General features: G+C 66.6%; 16 protein-coding genes. 8 read left to right on the top strand and 8 right to left on the bottom strand.

The annotated features are described in order from the left end of the window. Positions 1-61: 61 nt before the first annotated feature. Both dnaN and dnaA read right to left on the bottom strand, forming a co-directional pair. Entirely contained in the window at positions 62-1,204 is a 1,143-nt protein-coding gene (dnaN, locus tag NI17_RS19990; RefSeq protein WP_068693561.1) for a DNA polymerase III subunit beta, read from the bottom strand. Positions 1,205-1,975: 771 nt separating this feature from the next. Next, the gene (gene dnaA, locus NI17_RS19985; RefSeq protein ID WP_068693562.1) at positions 1,976-3,799 is read right to left on the bottom strand and encodes a chromosomal replication initiator protein DnaA; all 1,824 of its coding nucleotides are present in this window, start codon (positions 3,797-3,799) and stop codon (positions 1,976-1,978) included. Positions 3,800-4,597: 798 nt separating this feature from the next. On the opposite strand from dnaA, the gene rpmH reads away from it, so the two are divergent. From rpmH to NI17_RS19940, 8 genes are all read left to right on the top strand, one after another. Then, positions 4,598-4,741: a 50S ribosomal protein L34 gene (gene rpmH, locus NI17_RS19975; RefSeq protein ID WP_083947952.1), complete on the top strand. Its 144-nt coding sequence runs from the start codon at positions 4,598-4,600 to the stop codon at positions 4,739-4,741. 84 nt (positions 4,742-4,825) lie between these two features. Continuing rightward, a complete protein-coding gene (gene rnpA, locus NI17_RS19970) occupies positions 4,826-5,269 on the top strand; it encodes a ribonuclease P protein component (RefSeq protein ID WP_084012825.1) in 444 nt (147 codons plus the stop codon). Next, on the top strand, positions 5,266-5,583 hold the full coding sequence (gene yidD, locus NI17_RS19965) for a membrane protein insertion efficiency factor YidD (protein WP_068693564.1): 318 nt from the start codon (positions 5,266-5,268) through the stop codon (positions 5,581-5,583). The genes rnpA and yidD overlap by 4 nt, the downstream gene beginning before the upstream one ends. Positions 5,584-5,609: 26 nt before the next feature. After that, positions 5,610-6,536, top strand: a complete 927-nt coding sequence (gene yidC, locus NI17_RS19960; RefSeq protein WP_068693566.1) for a membrane protein insertase YidC — start codon at positions 5,610-5,612, stop codon at positions 6,534-6,536. A gap of 175 nt (positions 6,537-6,711) precedes the next feature. Next, entirely contained in the window at positions 6,712-7,206 is a 495-nt protein-coding gene (locus NI17_RS19955) for a Jag family protein (protein ID WP_199860175.1), read from the top strand. 251 nt (positions 7,207-7,457) lie between these two features. Further along, on the top strand, positions 7,458-8,171 hold the full coding sequence (gene rsmG, locus NI17_RS19950; RefSeq protein WP_068693570.1) for a 16S rRNA (guanine(527)-N(7))-methyltransferase RsmG: 714 nt from the start codon (positions 7,458-7,460) through the stop codon (positions 8,169-8,171). 212 nt (positions 8,172-8,383) lie between these two features. Further along, positions 8,384-9,217 (top strand): ParA family protein, encoded by an 834-nt coding sequence (locus tag NI17_RS19945; protein WP_234402119.1) that lies wholly within the window; start codon positions 8,384-8,386, stop codon positions 9,215-9,217. A 34-nt stretch (positions 9,218-9,251) separates the two neighbouring features. Beyond that, entirely contained in the window at positions 9,252-10,211 is a 960-nt protein-coding gene (locus NI17_RS19940) for a ParB/RepB/Spo0J family partition protein (protein ID WP_068693572.1), read from the top strand. 221 nt (positions 10,212-10,432) lie between these two features. Here NI17_RS19940 and trxA read toward each other — a convergent pair whose 3' ends face one another. The 6 genes from trxA to murJ form a co-directional block, all read right to left on the bottom strand. Continuing rightward, positions 10,433-10,756, bottom strand: a complete 324-nt coding sequence (gene trxA / locus NI17_RS19935) for a thioredoxin (RefSeq protein ID WP_068693574.1) — start codon at positions 10,754-10,756, stop codon at positions 10,433-10,435. Positions 10,757-10,821: 65 nt separating this feature from the next. Next, on the bottom strand, positions 10,822-11,754 hold the full coding sequence (gene trxB, locus NI17_RS19930; RefSeq protein ID WP_068693576.1) for a thioredoxin-disulfide reductase: 933 nt from the start codon (positions 11,752-11,754) through the stop codon (positions 10,822-10,824). A gap of 179 nt (positions 11,755-11,933) precedes the next feature. Continuing rightward, positions 11,934-12,800 carry an anti-sigma factor family protein gene (locus NI17_RS19925; protein WP_068693578.1) on the bottom strand — a complete coding sequence of 289 codons (867 nt, stop codon included), beginning with the start codon at positions 12,798-12,800 and terminating at the stop codon, positions 11,934-11,936. Further along, positions 12,797-13,426, bottom strand: coding sequence for an RNA polymerase sigma factor SigM (gene sigM / locus NI17_RS19920; RefSeq protein ID WP_199860174.1), 630 nt, complete (start codon positions 13,424-13,426; stop codon positions 12,797-12,799). The genes NI17_RS19925 and sigM overlap by 4 nt, the downstream gene beginning before the upstream one ends. Further along, on the bottom strand, positions 13,423-14,946 hold the full coding sequence (locus tag NI17_RS19915) for a protein kinase family protein (protein ID WP_068693581.1): 1,524 nt from the start codon (positions 14,944-14,946) through the stop codon (positions 13,423-13,425). Before NI17_RS19915 ends, sigM begins: the two co-directional genes overlap by 4 nt. A gap of 241 nt (positions 14,947-15,187) precedes the next feature. Beyond that, entirely contained in the window at positions 15,188-17,023 is a 1,836-nt protein-coding gene (gene murJ, locus NI17_RS19910) for a murein biosynthesis integral membrane protein MurJ (RefSeq protein WP_234402113.1), read from the bottom strand. Positions 17,024-17,116 lie beyond the last annotated feature (93 nt).

Raw genomic sequence — 17,116 nt, 5'->3', positions numbered from 1 at the left:
TCGTGTTTCCTTACTCGTGCCCAGTCTGTGGATAGGTGGAGGAACCGGCTCGCGGCTTCGGTCAGCCGGACAGCCGCACGGGCATGATCAGGTACCGGTAGTCCGACGCGGTCGCGTCGTCGGCGGGCTTGCCGGTGATGATGGCCGGTTTGGTGGAGGTGGTGAACTGCAGGTGAGCCACGTCGGACTCGATGGCGTTCAGACCGTCGAGGAGGAAGGTGGAGTTGAAGGCGATCTGGATGTCGTCGCCTTCGAGAGACGCCTCCAGCGTCTCGACCGCCTGGGCCTCCTCACCGGTGCCGGCTTCGAGTACCAGTTGACCGCCGCTGAAGGCCAGCCGCAGCGGCGTGTTGCGTTCGGCGACCAGTGAGACGCGCTTGACCGCCTCGATGAACTCCGCCTTCTGCACCTCGGCGACCGAGTTGAACGACTCCGGCAGCAGCTTGCGGTACTTGGGGAACTCTCCGTCGAGCAGTCGGGTGGTGGTGCGTCGACCGCCGCCCTCGAAGCCGATCATGCCCTCTCCGCCGTTGTCGGCGCTGGACAGGGCGATGGACACCTGGGCGCCGCCGGTCAGGGACTTGGCGGTGTCGGCGAGGGTCTTGGCCGGCACCAGCGCGACCGCGGACACGTCGGGGTTCTCGGGAGTCCAGGTGAGTTCACGCACGGCCAGCCGGTAGCGGTCGGTGGAGGCCAGGGTCACGGTGGAGCCCTCGATCTCCACCCGGACGCCGGTGAGCATCGGCAGCGTGTCGTCGCGTCCGGCGGCGACCGCGACCTGGCTGACGGCGGCGGCGAAGGCGTCGCTGAGCACCGATCCGGTCAACGATGGCATGGCGGGAAGGGTCGGGTAGTCCTCCACGGGGAGGGTGAGGATCGTGAACCTCGCGCTGCCGCAGGAGACGACGACCTTGGCTCCGTCGGTGCCGACCTCCACAGTCTGTGGAGGAAGGTTGCGCACGATCTCGGCGAGGAGCTTGCCCGACACGAGAGTCCTGCCCGGCTCGTCGATGTCGACGTCGACCGACACCTGGGCGGAGACCTCGTAGTCGAAGCTGGACAGCCTGAGCCGCTGCTGTCCGCCGTCGTCCTCGGCGTCCAGCAGCATTCCGGCGAGGACGGGCACCGACGGCCGGACCGGCAGGGTGCGAGCGGTCCAGGCGACGGCGTCCGCGAGCACGTCGCGTTCGACCCGGAACTTCACGATCGGTCTCTCTTTCCTCGACTACCACGAAACCGCCGACCGACGCCCTGGGTCGCACGTGTCGGCGTTCCTGAGGCCGACGGACGGGACCACCCGCGTCGGGATGTCGGTCAGGGCGCTAAGGGGGGTGAGTTCACAACGGTACCCCGATTCGGACCCGAACGTGCGCGTGTCGAGGGGCCTGTCAGAGGTTGCTGCTCTCGTCTGGCGGGGTGGGGAGGGCGGCCGTGTCGGAGCGACGGTCCGGGAGGCGTTGTCCACAGAAACGGGCCGAGCCTGTTTACGAAGCCACGAGATCTCTTTATGTGGCGCAGTAGTAATAGGGCCTGTGGATACTGTGGACAACCCTTGTTTCTGCAGCTCACCACAGAGATTTCTGTCCACAGAACCTGTGGATGTCGGCTGTGGAAAAGTCGTCCGGCTGTGGACGGAGGGTGGTTGTCCCCAGGTCATCCACAGATCGTCCACAGGTTATCCACGACTTTACCCACAGATCCTGTCATCGGGTGACCGGATGTCGTGGCTGGTTATACACAGCGTGTCCACAGGGCGTCCACAGGAAATCGTGGTTTATCCCCAGGGTTATCCACGGCTTATCCACAGCTTGGGATGTGCTAGAGGACATCCGGAACCAGGAGGCGGACAGGTGGGCGCGGACCACGAGCCGCCATGAAGTGACCGGCCTCACAGCGGTGGCTCGCGGTCTTTGTTCTCCCTTTGCCCTTCCCGGAGAAACCCGCGGGACGGCTCGGAGCACGGGCCGCGGAGTGCTCAGATGTTGTGGGACTGCTGCTTGATCCGGTTGGTGAGTTCGGTGACCTGGTTGTAGATGGAACGGCGCTCCGCCATGAGAGAGCGGATCTTACGGTCGGCGTGCATGACCGTGGTGTGGTCCCGCCCCCCGAACTGCTGGCCGATCTTGGGCAGTGACAGGTCGGTGAGCTCCCGGCACAGGTACATCGCGATCTGGCGTGCGGTGACCAGGACCCGGGAACGAGAGGTCCCGCACAGGTCCTCGGGGGTCAGACCGAAGTACGAGGCGGTCTGCGCCATGATCTCCGTCGCCGTGATCTCGGGGACCTCGTCGCTGGGGATCAGGTCCCGCAGCACGATGCCGGTCAGGTGCAGGTCGACCGACTGCCGGTTCAGGCTGGCGAACGCGGTGACCCTGATCAGCGCCCCCTCCAGCTCCCGGATGTTGGTGGAGATCTTGCTGGCGATGAACTCCAGCACTTCCGGGGGAGCGGCAAGCCCCTCCTGCGCGGCCTTCTTGCGCAGGATCGCGATCCGCGTCTCCAGCTCGGGCGGCTGGACGTCGGTGATCAGTCCCCACTCGAACCGGTTGCGCAGCCGGTCCTCGAGGGTGACGAGCTGCTTCGGCGGCCGGTCCGAGGAGATGACGATCTGCTTGTTGGAGTTGTGCAGGGTGTTGAAGGTGTGGAAGAACTCCTCCTGCGTCTGCTCCTTGTTCTCCAGGAACTGGATGTCGTCGACCAGCAGCACGTCGATGTCCCGGTAGCGGCGACGGAAACCGTCGGCCTTGCCGTCCCGGATGGAGTTGATGAACTCGTTGGTGAACTCCTCGGAACTGACGTAGCGCACGCGCGCGCCGTCGTAGAGACGCTGGGTGTAGTGGCCGATCGCGTGCAGCAGGTGGGTCTTGCCCAGGCCGGAACCGCCGTAGACGAACAGCGGGTTGTACGCCTTGGCCGGAGCCTCTGCGACGGCCACCGCCGCGGCGTGCGCGAAACGGTTGCTGGAACCGATGACGAAGGTGTCGAAGGTGTATTTGGGGTTCAGCCGTCCGGGACCGACGGGTTTGTTCGCGGCGGAGGCGTCCCCCGGCTCGGGCGCGCCGGGCGGAGGCGCCACGGAGGGCTGGTCCGCGGCGGGCGCACCGTGTTCCCCCGCCGCGTCCTGCGGGGGGTTTCCGGGATCGGAGCGGTGGGCGTTCTCCCAGGAGCGCGGGGTCTCCCAGCGGTTGGGCGGATCCCAGTGGGCAGCACTGTCCCAGCTTCGGTAGCGGGGGTCGGCCTCCGCGTCGGGAAGGCCGCGGCCGCCCGGGGCGCCGTCCCATCCCGCGGCGAGCAGGTCCTGGCCGTGGGAAGGGGTGGACTGCCGTCCTGGAGCGGGCTCTTCTCGACCGGACTCGTCGAAGCGGGAGGAGTCCGAGGGGTCGGGCAGCAGCGCCGGCTGCTGCGACCAGGCGGATTGGCGGACGGCGTCGTTGCGGGGGGGACCGTCCCAGCCGGGCGGTGGGGCCTGTTCGGAGCCGGGCCGTCGGCTCTCCGGTGTTCCGAAACCCGGGCCGGTGGGCGCCGGCGGGGGGACCGCGGTCGGGTCCACGGTGACGGCGACCCTGATCTCGCGGCCCAGCTCGGCGGAGAGCGCCTGGCTGATGGCCGGCCGCAGTCGGGTCTCCAGGATCTCCTTGGCGAACTCGTTGGGAGCGGCGAGCAGCGCGGTGTCCTCGATGAGCCCCAGGGGCCTGGTCTGTGGCAGCCAGGCCCGCTGCTGGGGAGGAAGGCTGTTGTTGTCGAGGTTCTCCAACACGCTCGACCACACCATCGCGAGGTTGATCTGTCCCTCAGACATGGCGGCCTTCCATGCTTCGCCCCTTCCAACGGTGTCCTACCGGCCGAGTCCCCGTTCCAGGGAGGATCGCACGGGTCACACGACGACCCATTGTCCCGGTAAACACGGCGCCTCCCGTCTGTCCACAGCTTCGGGAAGCGTAGTGATCAAAACGTGACTACGAACGGTGTTCTGTGGGTAACTCGGCAATTTCTGTGGAGCCTGCTGTGTATGGAGCTCCTGTCTCCCTCCTCGGTGCGGACCGTGCCGAGACTCGGCAGTCCACAGCTTCTGCCTGCTGTCCACAAGTTATCCACTGCGTTATCCACAGCCTGCCGTGGAGTTGTCCACAGCCTGTGGTTGTCCACATTTCCCAGTTGAAACCCTGTGGGCAACCTCGATGATCACGGCGTTCCCGGGGGGTAGGGAGGGACGGGACGGCCGTCGCGTGTGGTCGAGGTTATCCACAGCTTAGGTCCCGTTGTGCGTAACTCGCAGCCTGTGGACAGAGGTTTTCCACAGACCGCTCGGTTCGTGGATAACTCCGGCCCGACCGGTTCGGGTGAGCGCGGCCGATTTGACCAGCGCAAGTTCAGCCCGTATCTTCTTTGTGCTTACGTCGGCGTCCGTCTGTGCGTTCGTGCCACGTGATCCGGGAGCCATCCCGTGACTCGCGCCACAGGCTCATGGCGGGACGACCTGGGCGGGCGATGTTCCAGCTGAGCGTCCCCGCGGCAACAGCAGGAACACATGGACCACCGACACCGTCGAGTCGGTCCGCCGTTGTATGTACTTCCGGAACGCCCCTGGAGTTAAGCAGTGAGCAAGCGTACGTACCAGCCGAACAATCGGCGTCGCGCCAAGACCCACGGTTTCCGGCTGCGCATGCGTACCCGTGCCGGTCGCGCGATCATCGCCGCGCGTCGGCGCAAGGGGCGCGAAGCGCTGACCGTCAGCCACTAGGCGTCAGCAGTCAAACGTTCAACGGACCGGTCTGCCCGCTTCGGCAGCCGGTCCGCTTGCTGTGTCCGGGGGTGTTCCGATCCGATGCTGTCCCCGCGCAACCGAATGCGGCGCAGTGCCGACTTCGACCTCACCATGCGCAAGGGGCGCCGAGCCGGTCGAGACGCTCTCACCGTCGTCCTGTTCGTTCCCCGGCAGCACCGCGACGAGCGGGACGAGGCCCAACCGCCCCGGGTCGGGTTCATCGTCAGCAAGGCCGTCGGAGGAGCGGTGGTCCGCAAGCGCGTCCAGCGCCGACTCCGCCATCTGATGCGCGATCGGATCGCCTCTCTGAGCGCGGGTAGCCTGCTAGTGGTACGGGCCAAACCCGCATCCGCGCTTCTCGGATACGACGCGCTGGCAACCCAGCTGGACAGTGCGCTGAGCGCGGTGGCACGTCCTCGCGGACGGTCGGCGGGCCGTAGCCGCACACCGCGCGGAGCCGCGACCGCGAACGTTCCGGCAGCTGGAGAACGGCCGAGCCAATGACACACGACAGACCCACCCACCTGGCCAGGGCGCTGATCCTGCCGATCCGGGGCTACCAGCGGTTCATCAGCCCTCTCCTCCCGCCCGTCTGTCGTTTCTATCCTTCGTGCAGCAACTACGCCGTCGAGGCGCTGCGGGTTCACGGGGCCTGGCGCGGGCTGTGGCTGACCATCCGCAGACTCGGCAGATGCCATCCGTTCCACCCCGGCGGGCTCGATCCGGTCCCGCCGCGCAGGGGCGGGACCGGTACAGAGATCAGTGACACGAAGCCCGGGGATGACGGGGAGCCCTCGCCCGGAGCATCGGGTCTGTGAAGTCAGAGAACCAAGGGAGATAGCCGGTGCTGGACTGGCTCTACAACATCGTCGGCCAGGTGCTGGTCTGGATCCATTCCGGTCTCAGCACCTTCCTCGACCCAGACAGCGGATGGGCGTGGGGACTGTCCATCGTCACCCTGACCGTCCTCGTGCGTGTCCTGATGATCCCGCTGTTCGTGAAGCAGATGCACACGCAGCGGAAGATGCAGGACCTACAGCCCCAACTCCTGAAACTGCGTGAGCGCTACAAGAACGACAAGCAGCGCCTGCAGCAGGAGCAGATGAAGATCTACCAGGAGAGCGGGACCAACCCGCTCATGGGCTGCCTGCCGCTGCTGCTGCAGATGCCGGTCTTCTTCGCGCTCTTCAACGTGCTCCGCACGGTGGCCGAGGGCCAGGCGAAGTACGGCTTCACGCAGGAGTTGGCCGACAGCGCCCAGAGCGCCCTGATCTTCGGCGCGCCGATCGCCGCCCACTTCACCTCCTCGGCCGACGAACTGGCCGCGTTCGGCGCCGATCCGATCATGGCCAAGGTGATCATCGCCCTCGCCTGTGTGATCATGGGCACCACGACCTTCCTGACCATGCGCCAGAGCATGAACCGCACGCTCAAGCAGCCGGGCATGGAAGACAACCCCATGATGCAGTCGCAGAAGATCATGATGTATCTCGCGCCTGCGTTCGGTCTGTTCGGTCTGGCGATGCCGGTCGGTGTCCTGATCTACTGGGTCACCTCCAACGTCTGGACCATGGGACAGCAGCACTTCCTCTACCGCAGGTTCCCGGCCCCCGGAAGCCAGGAAGGCGACAGGGCCGAACCCTCCGTGACGGGCAAGGGCCTCTTCGCGAAGCGCGGACAGCAACAGCCGTCGGCGAAGCCGGAACAGCCTAAGATCGAACGTAAGCAGCCGAAGAGGCAGTCAAGGTCCAAGAGGACCGGCGGTAAGTAGGTCCGGCGGGTCCCTGGAAGATCCTTGTGTGAACCGTCCGCTGTGTGGAGGCGTAGGCGAAAGCCCTTGACACGCATCCCGCAGCGGACCACGCACAGGGCCGCGACATAAGGAGAAGCTTGTCGTGAGCGACAGCAACACCGGAGGCGGGGCGAACTCCGGCGCCGCCGTGGCGGTGGCCGAGGAGCCGGAAGAGACCGCCACCATCGACATTGAGGCACTCGAGCGAGAAGGCGACATCGCAGCCGACTACATCGAGGGTCTTCTTGACATCGCTGACTTCGACGGCGACATCGACATGGACGTCGAAGGCGACCGTGCCCTGGTCTCCGTCGTGGGGGCGACACTCAAAGAACTGATCGGGGAACGGGGAGAGGTTCTGGAGGCTCTCCAGGAACTGACCCGTCTCGCAGTCCATCGCACCACCGGCACCCGCAGCCGGCTCATGCTGGACATCGGTGGTTACCGCGAATCCCGGCGTAGAGCACTGCGGAAGCTGGGAGCCGAGGTCGCCAACGAGGTCAAGCAGGCAGGCAAGGCCAAGGCCCTCAGCCCGATGACCCCGTTCGAGCGCAAGGTTGTGCACGACGCCGTCGCGGCGGCAGGACTGCACAGCGAGTCCGAGGGCGAAGAACCCAACCGTTACGTGGTGGTCTATCCGGTGGACTGAACCACCGCACATCCAGACCGGGTGCCGCATGTTTCACGTGAAACATGCGGCACCCGGTTTTTTGTGGTTCTCCGCCCGCCGGTCTTACCCCGGGGAGCCTTCCGCGTCCCAAGCTGTGGGCTGCGACCCAGAAGAGGAGTGCGGCACACATAAGATCGTGGGGGGTGTGCTGCTGCCGGTCTGTCGATTCGTGGACCTTTTGTTGCTCGCTCCGCTTCATAGCTCCGCTGTAGAGGCCAAGGTGGTGACTGATGACCGGGCATGTCGTCCTGTCCGATGCGGCTCGGGAGTTGTTCGGTGAGACATTGCCGGTGGCACAGCGGTACGCCGAGCTGCTCGCGGACGTAGGCGTGACTCGCGGACTGATCGGCCCACGGGAGGTTCCCCGGCTGTGGGAGCGCCATCTGATGAACTGTGCCGTGGTCGAGGAGTTGATTCCCCGGGGTGCCGAGATCATCGACATCGGTTCCGGCGCAGGGCTTCCCGGCGTGGTGCTGGGGATACTGCGCCCCGACCTGTCGGTGACGCTACTGGAGCCGCTGCTCCGCAGAACGGTGTTCCTCCAGGAGTGTGTGGACCTGCTCGGATTGGACAATGTCACGGTCCACAGGGGGCGCGCTGAAGAGGTCCGGAAGAAACTGAAAGCGGATTTTGTCACAGCACGGGCAGTGGCTCCGCTGCCGAAGCTCATCGGCTGGGCACTGCCTCTCCTGCGTAACGGTGGGAGTTTGCTCGCCCTGAAAGGGGAGCGGGCAGAGGACGAGTTGGCGGCCGCGCGCCAAGATTTGTCCAAACAGCGTCCTAACGTCGCAGACGTTATTCGAGTTGGTGGCGGTAAAGTCGATCCAGCTACCACGGTCGTTCGCGTCACGGTCACGACTGATCTTGAGGCCGGAACCAAGGCGGCCCCGTCCAAGTCCCAACGCACGCCGGGCGGTAGGAAGAAGCGCGGACGGAAGAGGTGAACTCATTCGTGCCCCACAACCACTCCGATGGCACCCACGTTTCACGTGAAACCTTCTACCACGAGAGAAGCGGCGCCATCTCGGCCGAGGTCGACATGTCCGGTGCGCATGTTCCACGTGAAACCGCGCTCGCCAACACTCCCTCGGAGGGAACCGGCGAAGGCTTTGGGTCCGACTTCGACACACCGATAGCCCGTGCCGCCCGTGCCGCGATGAGTGCGCGGGGGCGGGCGGGTGAGACGTGGCCGCGTCCTGAGCGGTGCCGCGTCATGAGCGTGGCCAACCAGAAGGGTGGCGTCGGCAAGACGACCACCACCGTCAACCTCGCGGTGGCGCTCGCCATGCACGGCAACCGGGTTCTTGTCGTCGACCTCGATCCTCAGGGGAACGCATCCACAGCCCTGGGGATGGAGCGGATGCAGGACGCCCGCTCGATCTACCATTGCCTGGTGGAGGACGAGGAACTTCGGGAGTTGGCACAGCCGGTGCCGGAAGTGCCCAACCTGTGGTGTGTGCCCGCCACGATCGACCTGGCTGGCGCGGAGATCGAACTGGTCTCCCTGGTCGCCAGGGAATCCCGTCTGAAGCGGGCCTTCAGCGCCTACGACTCCAGGGATCTCGACTACATCCTGATCGACTGCCCGCCCTCACTGGGACTGCTGACGGTCAACGCCATGGTCGCCTGTGAGGAGGTGCTGATTCCCATCCAGTGCGAGTACTACGCGCTCGAGGGTGTGGGGCAGTTGCTGCGTAACATCGAACTGGTGAAGTCACACCTCAACCCGGAACTCGTCATCTCCACGGTCCTGCTCACCATGTACGACGGTCGGACCCGACTGGCGTCGCAGGTCGCCGAGGAGGTGCGGGGCCACTTCGGCGACCTGGTCCTGAAGACGATGATTCCGCGAAGCGTCCGTGTCTCCGAGGCGCCCAGCTACGGCCAGTCGGTGATGACGTACGATCCGGCGTCGACCGGCGCCATGGCCTACATGGATGCCGCTCGCGAACTGGCCTTCCGGGCACAGAGCCTCGTGGAGAACCGTTGAGCGAATCCGTTATGGGAGCTGAAGGGAGACGGCGTTGAGCCAACAGCGGCGCGGTCTTGGCAAAGGACTGGGCGCGCTCATCCCGCAGGGACCGCCGGCAGCGGTCCCCGCGGGCAACAGCAGAAACGGAGCCCCGGAAGCGCAGCGGCCCTCCGACCCCCGGAGCATCGACGGGGCGTATCTGGAGGAGATTCCGCTCGACGCGGTGTTCCCCAACCCCCGACAGCCACGGCAGCACTTCGACGAGGAGGCTCTCGCCGAACTGACGGCGTCGATCGCCGAAGTCGGACTGCTGCAGCCCGTTGTCGTCCGTAGGGTGAACCGCAGCGTGAGCGGCGCGGTCAAGTACGAACTGATCATGGGTGAGCGGCGGTGGCGAGCGAGCCAACGGGCCGGTCTGGAGCGGATTCCGGCGATCGTCCGGGAGACCTCCGACGACGAGATGCTGCGGGACGCCCTGCTGGAGAACCTGCACCGGCAGCAGCTCAACCCGTTGGAGGAGGCCGCTGCCTACCAGCAGCTCCTGGACGACTTCGGTGTAACCCACGAGGAGCTGGCCAAGCGGATCGGGCGTTCCCGGCCGCACATCAGCAACACGCTCCGGTTGCTCAACCTCTCCCCGGCCGTACAGCGCAGGGTTGCGGCGGGTGTTATCACCGCGGGCCATGCGAGGGCGCTGCTCGCTGTCGAGGACTCCGAACTCCAGGATCACCTCGCGCACCGCATTGTCGCGGAGGGACTCTCCGTGCGCGCGCTGGAGGAGCTCATCGCACTCGGCGATGTCGAGACCCCCGCCAAGCGTCGTAAGCCGACGCGTAAGGAGACCGCCCCGGAACTCGAAGAGGTGGCGAACCGGCTCTCCGACGTCCTCGACACCCGGGTGAAGGTCAACATGGGCCGAAGCAAGGGGAAGATCGTCGTGGAGTTCGCGACCAAGGAGGACCTGGAACGCATTCTCGCGACGATGGCTCCCGGAGTGGCAACGGACAACTGATCGCTCCCCCGGTGGTGGCAGCCGCACCGTGCGGCTGCCACCACCGGGGGAGTTCTGTCTCGGGAGCACTCCTGAAGGTCGGCGACCCGGCCTCCCGCAGAAGTACAAGAGGGCCGCGAGGTGCGTTCGTCCACGGTTGCCGGCAACCGTGGACGAACGCACCTCGCGGCCCAGAAGCACAGTGGTGTTTCACGTGAAACACCACGCCGACCGGCCGAGTGCTACAGGTACTCCTCGAGTTCCTTCTCGATGACGCGCTTGGGCTTGGCGCCGACGAGCTGCTTCACGACCTCGCCGTTCTTGTAGAGGTTGAGGGTGGGCAGCCCCATCACCCCGTACTGGCGCACCGTGTCCGGGTTCTGGTCGGCGTTCAGCTTGACGATGGTCAGCCTGCCCTCCTGCTCCGCGGCGATCTGCTCCAGGACCGGAGCGACCATCTTGCAGGGGCCGCACCAGTCGGCCCAGAAGTCGACCAGTACCGGCAGGTCGCTCTTGAGCACGACCTCTTCGAAAGTGTCGTCGGTGACGTTCTGGATGTTGGCCATTCGGCTGCTCCTCATCTTCGGGGTGGGACAGGACAGCGGTTCGACGGGACGGACGAGAGCCGCGCTCAGTCGGCCAGTTCGGTGAGATAGCGTTCGGCGTCCAGAGCCGCGGCGCATCCGGTTCCCGCAGCGGTGATGGCCTGACGGTAGTTGTGGTCGACCACGTCACCGCAGGCGAACACGCCGGGGATGTTGGTCCTGGTGCTGGGCGACTCAACCTTGAGGTAGCCCTCCTCATCGAGGCCGAGTTGGCCCTTGAAGAGTTCCACCCGGGGATCGTGGCCGATCGCGATGAACAGCCCACTGACGTTGAGGGTGCTCTCCTCACCGGTCACCCGGTTGCGCAGGCGGACCGCGTTGACCTTGGTGTCACCGAGAACCTCGGTCACCTCGCTGTTCCAGACAAACGAGATCCTCTCGTTGGCGAACGCGCGGTCCTGCATGATCTTGCTGGCGCGCAGTTCGTCGCGGCGGTGGATGATCGTCACGGAACGGGCGAACCGGGTCAGGAAGGTCGCCTCCTCCATGGCGGTGTCGCCGCCACCGACAACAGCGATGTCCTGATCGCGGAAGAAGAAGCCGTCGCAGGTGGCGCACCAGGAGGTGCCACGACCGGAGAACTCGTCCTCACCGGGCACGCCGAGCTTGCGGTATCCGGAACCGGTGGCGACGATCACCGTGTGCGCGTAGAAGGTTTGGTCGCCGACCTTGACCACCTTCGGGGTGACGGTGAGGTCGACCTCGGTGACGTCCTCGGGGACGAGTTCGGCACCGAACCGCTCGGCCTGCTTGCGCATGTTGTCCATCAGTTCCGGCCCCATGATCCCGTCGGGGAAGCCGGGAAAGTTCTCCACCTCGGTGGTGTTCATCAGCGCGCCACCCGCTGTGATGGAGCCTTCGAAGACGAGAGGCCTCAGTTCGGCGCGGGCCGCGTACACAGCGGCGGTATAACCCGCAGGCCCCGAGCCAATAATGATCACGTTACGGACGTCACTCACAGCGGTCAGACCCCTTGCGCACTCGTGCTGTTGTCGAGACAGGAAAGACGTTCACTTCAACCGATGGTAGGCGTCCGTGATTCCCCGTGGAGCACGGTGGAGCGAGAAGTCGCGGTGTCGCTCGACCGGACCGTTTCCGCGCGGAGAAACGGCCCGGAACGACCCAGGTCGTCCATATGTTATTGACCAGTCGAAATGACAGCCGTGTCGATGATCGTGGAGGTGGGATCCGCCACGTCGGCGCAGTTCGGTTCGGCCACCCGGAGTTCGTAGCTGTCCGGGGCGTCGCCGGTCGCCACGGGGAAGAACATGATCCACGCCGGTTCGCCCTCGTAGGAGGCGATGTCGACCAGGGTGGGGCCGGTGCCGTAGGCGCCTTCGAGTGCTTCGGCGCACGAGGTAACCTCTGCGGGGATGGCTTCGTCGTCGCTGGGAACGAGAGGCTCGTCCTCCGAGGGTTCGTCGTCGAGGTCGGCCAGGGCGGAACGGTCGAGCACCGAGCCCCCCTGCTCGGCGAGGCCGTCAGAGGTGTAGTCGGTGCCGCTGGACACCACGGCGAGCCGGTACGGAAGAGCCGCCTCGGGAGGCAGCGTCGCCGGTGGTACGAGCATCGTTTCGGAGCCGGGGGAGCCGGAGCCGGGGGAGGAAAGCCCGTTGACCACAGCGGCACCGGCCCCCAGCACGAACACCGCCGCTGCCGCAGCGGCCAGGAACGGCATCCAACGGGCGGGGCCGCCGGAGCGGCGCAACGGCCGCACCTTCGTGCTGTCGTCGGGTGGAGCCGGCGGAGTGGCCACGGGTCCGGAGGAGGCGGGATGCTTCTTCGCCTCGTCCCGCAATGCTTCGTCGATGCGGAGGATGAGTCCGTCAGGCATCGGCGGCACCGGAGCGGAGGCCAGGATCTGCGGCACTTCGCGCAGTGCCGCCAGCTGCGACCGGGCCTCCTCGGACTCGGCGAGACGGGCGCGCACCTCCTGCTCCTCGTCCTCAGCCAGCAGTCCTTCGGCGAATAACGCGAGTGTCTCGGGGTCCACATGAGACGTCACGATCTCCTGCCACCTCCTTTCGGAGATGGGACGTCTGGGGAGCCTCCAGGGTTCCTGAGATGAGAAAGATAGGGGAGAAGTCGCGCGCGACCCCGGGCACACCTGCTCTTCACGGTGCCCGGTGCGACGTCCAGGATCTTGGCGGCCTCGTCCACCCGGTAGCCGAGCATGTCCACGAGGACGAGGGCGAGTCGCTGCTCGGTGGGGAGGTATTCCAGCGCGGCGTGGACGTCGAGAGTGGTGTCGCTTCGGCCGGTGGGGTCGGGTGTCGGCCCGGAACGCTCGTTGGAGAGGACGTCGAGAGCGGTGTCATCGGTGGGGACCGCGGGACGGACCATCCTGCGTCGTAGGCGGTCGTGGCAGGCGTTGACGACGATCCGGTGCAGCCATGTGCTGACCATCGCCTCGCCGCGGAACCGGTGGGCGCCGCGGAAAGCGGACAGGAAAGCGTCCTGGAGCGCGTCGGACGCCTCCTCCTGGTCGCCCAGTACGCGGATCGCCACCGCCCACAGCCGCGCGCGATGCCGTTTCACCAGTTCGTTGAATGCGTGTTCGTCACCCTGGTTGTGTCTGAACAGCAGTTCTTTGTCGGGGAGCTCCTGAACCGCGTCGGTCACCGTGTTCACTGAATTCCGCGTAGTTCGACCTCGTTGACAGTGCCCCGGTATTTGCCGCCGTCCTCGGAAAGGGGGGAGACGAACCAGACCACCACGTACCGCCCGGTAGCGGGTTCGTCCAGCTTAATGGGGACCTCCCCGGTTACTCCAGAGCCTTCCCAGACAGGATCGTCACCCTCGCCCGGAGCGCTGCCGGGCTCGTCGCGCACGTACAGTTCCACGCTGTAGGTGCCACCGCCGAAGGTGATGTCCAGTTCGTGGAGCTCCACCTCGGCGCCCATGTCGAGGAGCAGGCCGACCCCCTGCTTGTAGTTGCCGAACTCGGCGTTGTTGTAGCCCTCGGTGTTCCACTGGGACGAGGGGTCGCCGTCGATGGCGAGGTGGGCCTTGTCGTTGTGCTCGTCGTTGTCGCCGTCGGGAGCGGGATCGAAACCGGTCGCTTCTTCCGGGGTGAGCGGTACCAGCTCGACATCGTCGTTGCCGTCGGGCACCTCGGCGCTCTGCGTTCCAGAGCCGTTGCCGCCCACGGTCGTGCCGAGCATCCACGCGCCCATCACCACGGCGACGAAGACGAGCAGCGCCACGGCTCCGACCAGGATCCTGTTCGTCAGGGAGCCCCCGGAAGGCGGCGGGGTACGGCGGCGGGACGGACGGGGGGCCCGGGGAGGGGGCGGTGCGGCCGCGCCCACGTCGAGCTGTCCCGAGATGCGGGAGGTGCCCGCCGGTGGCGGCGGCGGAGGAGGAGCGGTCTCGGCCATCGGGATCGGAACCACCCGCGGCACGTCGGCGAGAGCGTCGGCGAACTCCTGCGGGGTGCGCAGGGGACCCTCGCGTCCGCTCGCCTGGAAGGCCGCACGGCAGACGATCTCGTTGAGCCGTTCGGGGATGCCCGCGGTGATCTGGCTCGGTTCGCAGGGGCGGCCCGAGACGACCGGAGCGGGCCGCAGACCGGTCTGCTCCGGCCCCGGCCAGTACGCGGTGAGCGCGGCGTACAGCAGCCGACCCAGACCCTGGGCGTCCACAACCTGGGGGTCGTGGACGGTGACGTCGTGCAGTGCGGCGTCGAGACCGAGACCGATCACCTTGACCGCGCCGCCGACGCTCCAGACCAGTTTGTCCGGGGTCAGACACAGGTGGTGGATTCCCGCGAGCGCCGCTGTGGTGAGCGCCTCCGCGGCCTCGGCCACCAGACCCGCCGCACGCTCGGGTTCCAACGGACCGTCACGCAGCAGGTCCGACAGTGTCGTGCCGGAGATCCACTCCTGGACCACGTACGGTGTGGCACCGGAGTCGTCGGCGTCGAACACCTGGGTGACACGGGCGTCGGAGACACGGCTGGCCGCGCGGGCAGCACGAACCGCCTCGCTGGTACGGCCGAAACCGTCGGCGAACGTCCAGACTCCGACAGGGCGCGCGAGAGTCTCGTCGGTCGCCTTCCACAGTGAGGCTCCGCTGGTCTCGCTCACCAATTCTTCGAGTCGATAGCGATTGGCGAGCCTCGCACCGGGCTCAATCATGAAGGTGCTCATACCGGGAGTGACGGACGGGAGGGCCGACGTGAGGCTGTCCTCCCTGCTGCCGGGCCATAGCGCCTGTCCCCGACCTCCCTTCGGGCAGCTGAGAAGAAACCGAACTTTGGGGCAGAGTCACGCCGTTCCATGCTAGGACGCTTGACCGCGCCTTCCGGAGGACATGAGTTGGGAACATTCGGAAACATCTTGTACAAGCTGGACCTTCCAGTGTCCGCACAGTCTTCCGGGTTCCCGGTGATCAGCGGCCAAGCAGGCGGGTACGTACCATCTCCAAAAGTATTGTGACTTCCGTCACTCTGAAGATTCTGGCGGTGAAGACGAACAGGACCGCGCCGACCAGGCCACCGAGCAGGATGGGCAGCAGACTCGCCACCAGGACGTGCTCAGCCGACCCGAAGACCACGTTCATCAGCACACCGAACACTACGCTGGGCAGCGACGCCACGTGCAGCATCGCCAAAGTCCGCAGCGTGGTGCGCCCCTCCAGCCCGTTGAGGCGGCGGCGCAGCAGCAGCCACGCCAGGACCGCTCCGACGATGTAGTAGAGCCCGTAGGCGACCGGCAACCCCACCACGATCCGGTCGGCGGGCAGCAGGAACAGCAGGGCGACCGCGGTCACGGCGTGCGCGAGTTCGGCGGGGAGCGCCAGCAGCGCGGGCGCACGGGTGTCACCCAACGCGAAGAAGACCCGCATCTGCATCTGGAACAGGGTGAACGGGATGATCATCACCGCGAAGATCATCAGGATCACCCCGATGAGTACGGCGTCCTCCCGCTGGGTGCTGCCGTGTGCGTAGACCAGTACGCAGAAGGGAACCGCGAAGACCACCATGGCCAGGGAGAGCGGGACCAGAAGCACCGAGGCCAACCGGAAGCCGCGGGAGAAGTCCGAACGCACCAGGTCCCTGCGTCCCTCGGCGACGTGCCTGCTCATGCGGGGCAGCAGCGCGGTGATCACCGACACCGCGATGATCGCGTAGGGCAGTTGGAACAGCATCGACGCGTACTGGTAGGCGGCGATCCCCGCACCCGCCGCGTCCCCGCCGGCCTCGGCCGCCGCCCTGGCGCCCGCCCGCGTGGCCACGTTGGTGGTCACCAGCAGGCCGGCCTGGGCGATGCCGATGTAGACCATCATCCACGAGGCGGTGCGCAGCGCCTCGCCCAGTCCCGAGCCGCGCAGGTCCAGACGTGGACGCCACCGGAACCCGGCCGCCCACAGCGCCCACAGCAGCACCACGCACTGGAGGACCTGACCCAGCGCGGTGCCCAGGCCCAGCAGCGTCACCTCCCCCGGGGCGATGGTCCCGGGGGTGCGGTTCGGACCCGCCAGGAAGAGGAACATCAGGCCGACGGTGATGATGACGAGGTTGTTGAGCACCGGCGCCCACATCGGCGCGCCGAACCTGTCGCGGGTGTTCAGCATCGCGCTGGCGATCCCGCTCGCGCCGACGAAGAAGATCTGGGTCAGCAGGAAGCGCGCCAGGGCCACCGCGACCTCGTACTGGCGGTCCTCGAACTCGCTTGCGTACAGGGCGATCAACCACTGTGCGCACAGGCAGGCCACGACGGTGACGAGAAGCAGTCCGAGCAGCATCGCGGTGAACAACCGCTGCTCGGTGGCCACCCCGCCGTCGGGGTCCCGCTGTTTGCGTTTGACCAGGAACGGCACGAAGACGCTGGCCAGCAGACCGCCGATGAGCAGGTCGTAGACGGCGTACGGCACCATGTTGGCGGTCTGGTAGGCGTCGCCGAGCAGTTGGGTGCCGATGGCGGCGGCGAGCACGATGGTCCGCACGAAGCCGGTGATCCGAGAGCACACGGTGCCCACGGCCATGATCGCGCTGGAACGCATCAGGTTCGGAGGCGCGGAGTGGGCGGCGCCCCCGATCTCGTCGCCCTCCTCACCGGGGCGGTCCGCGGTGCCGAGGTCGCCGATGTCGCTGGGATCGCGCAGCGGGGTCAGCCCGGACTCGGGGCTGCTCTCCGGTTCGGCGCGCTCGATGGCGTCGAGTACCTCGTCGGGCAGCAGCAGCCGGGTGGCGCGCTGTGAGTGTTCGGTGTTCTCACTGACCAACGTGGAGGGCTTCCTGTTCGGGGGGCCACCCGGCCTGCCGCTGGGGGGCGGAGCTGGTGCGAAGAGGACTGCTCGGAGAGTCGATCGTAGCCA

Origin of the sequence: Thermobifida halotolerans (genome assembly GCF_003574835.2) — a bacterium.
Taxonomy (GTDB): domain Bacteria; phylum Actinomycetota; class Actinomycetes; order Streptosporangiales; family Streptosporangiaceae; genus Thermobifida; species Thermobifida halotolerans.
Note: the sequence above shows the minus strand (reverse complement) of the source record. Positions and strands in the feature narration are given on the sequence as shown.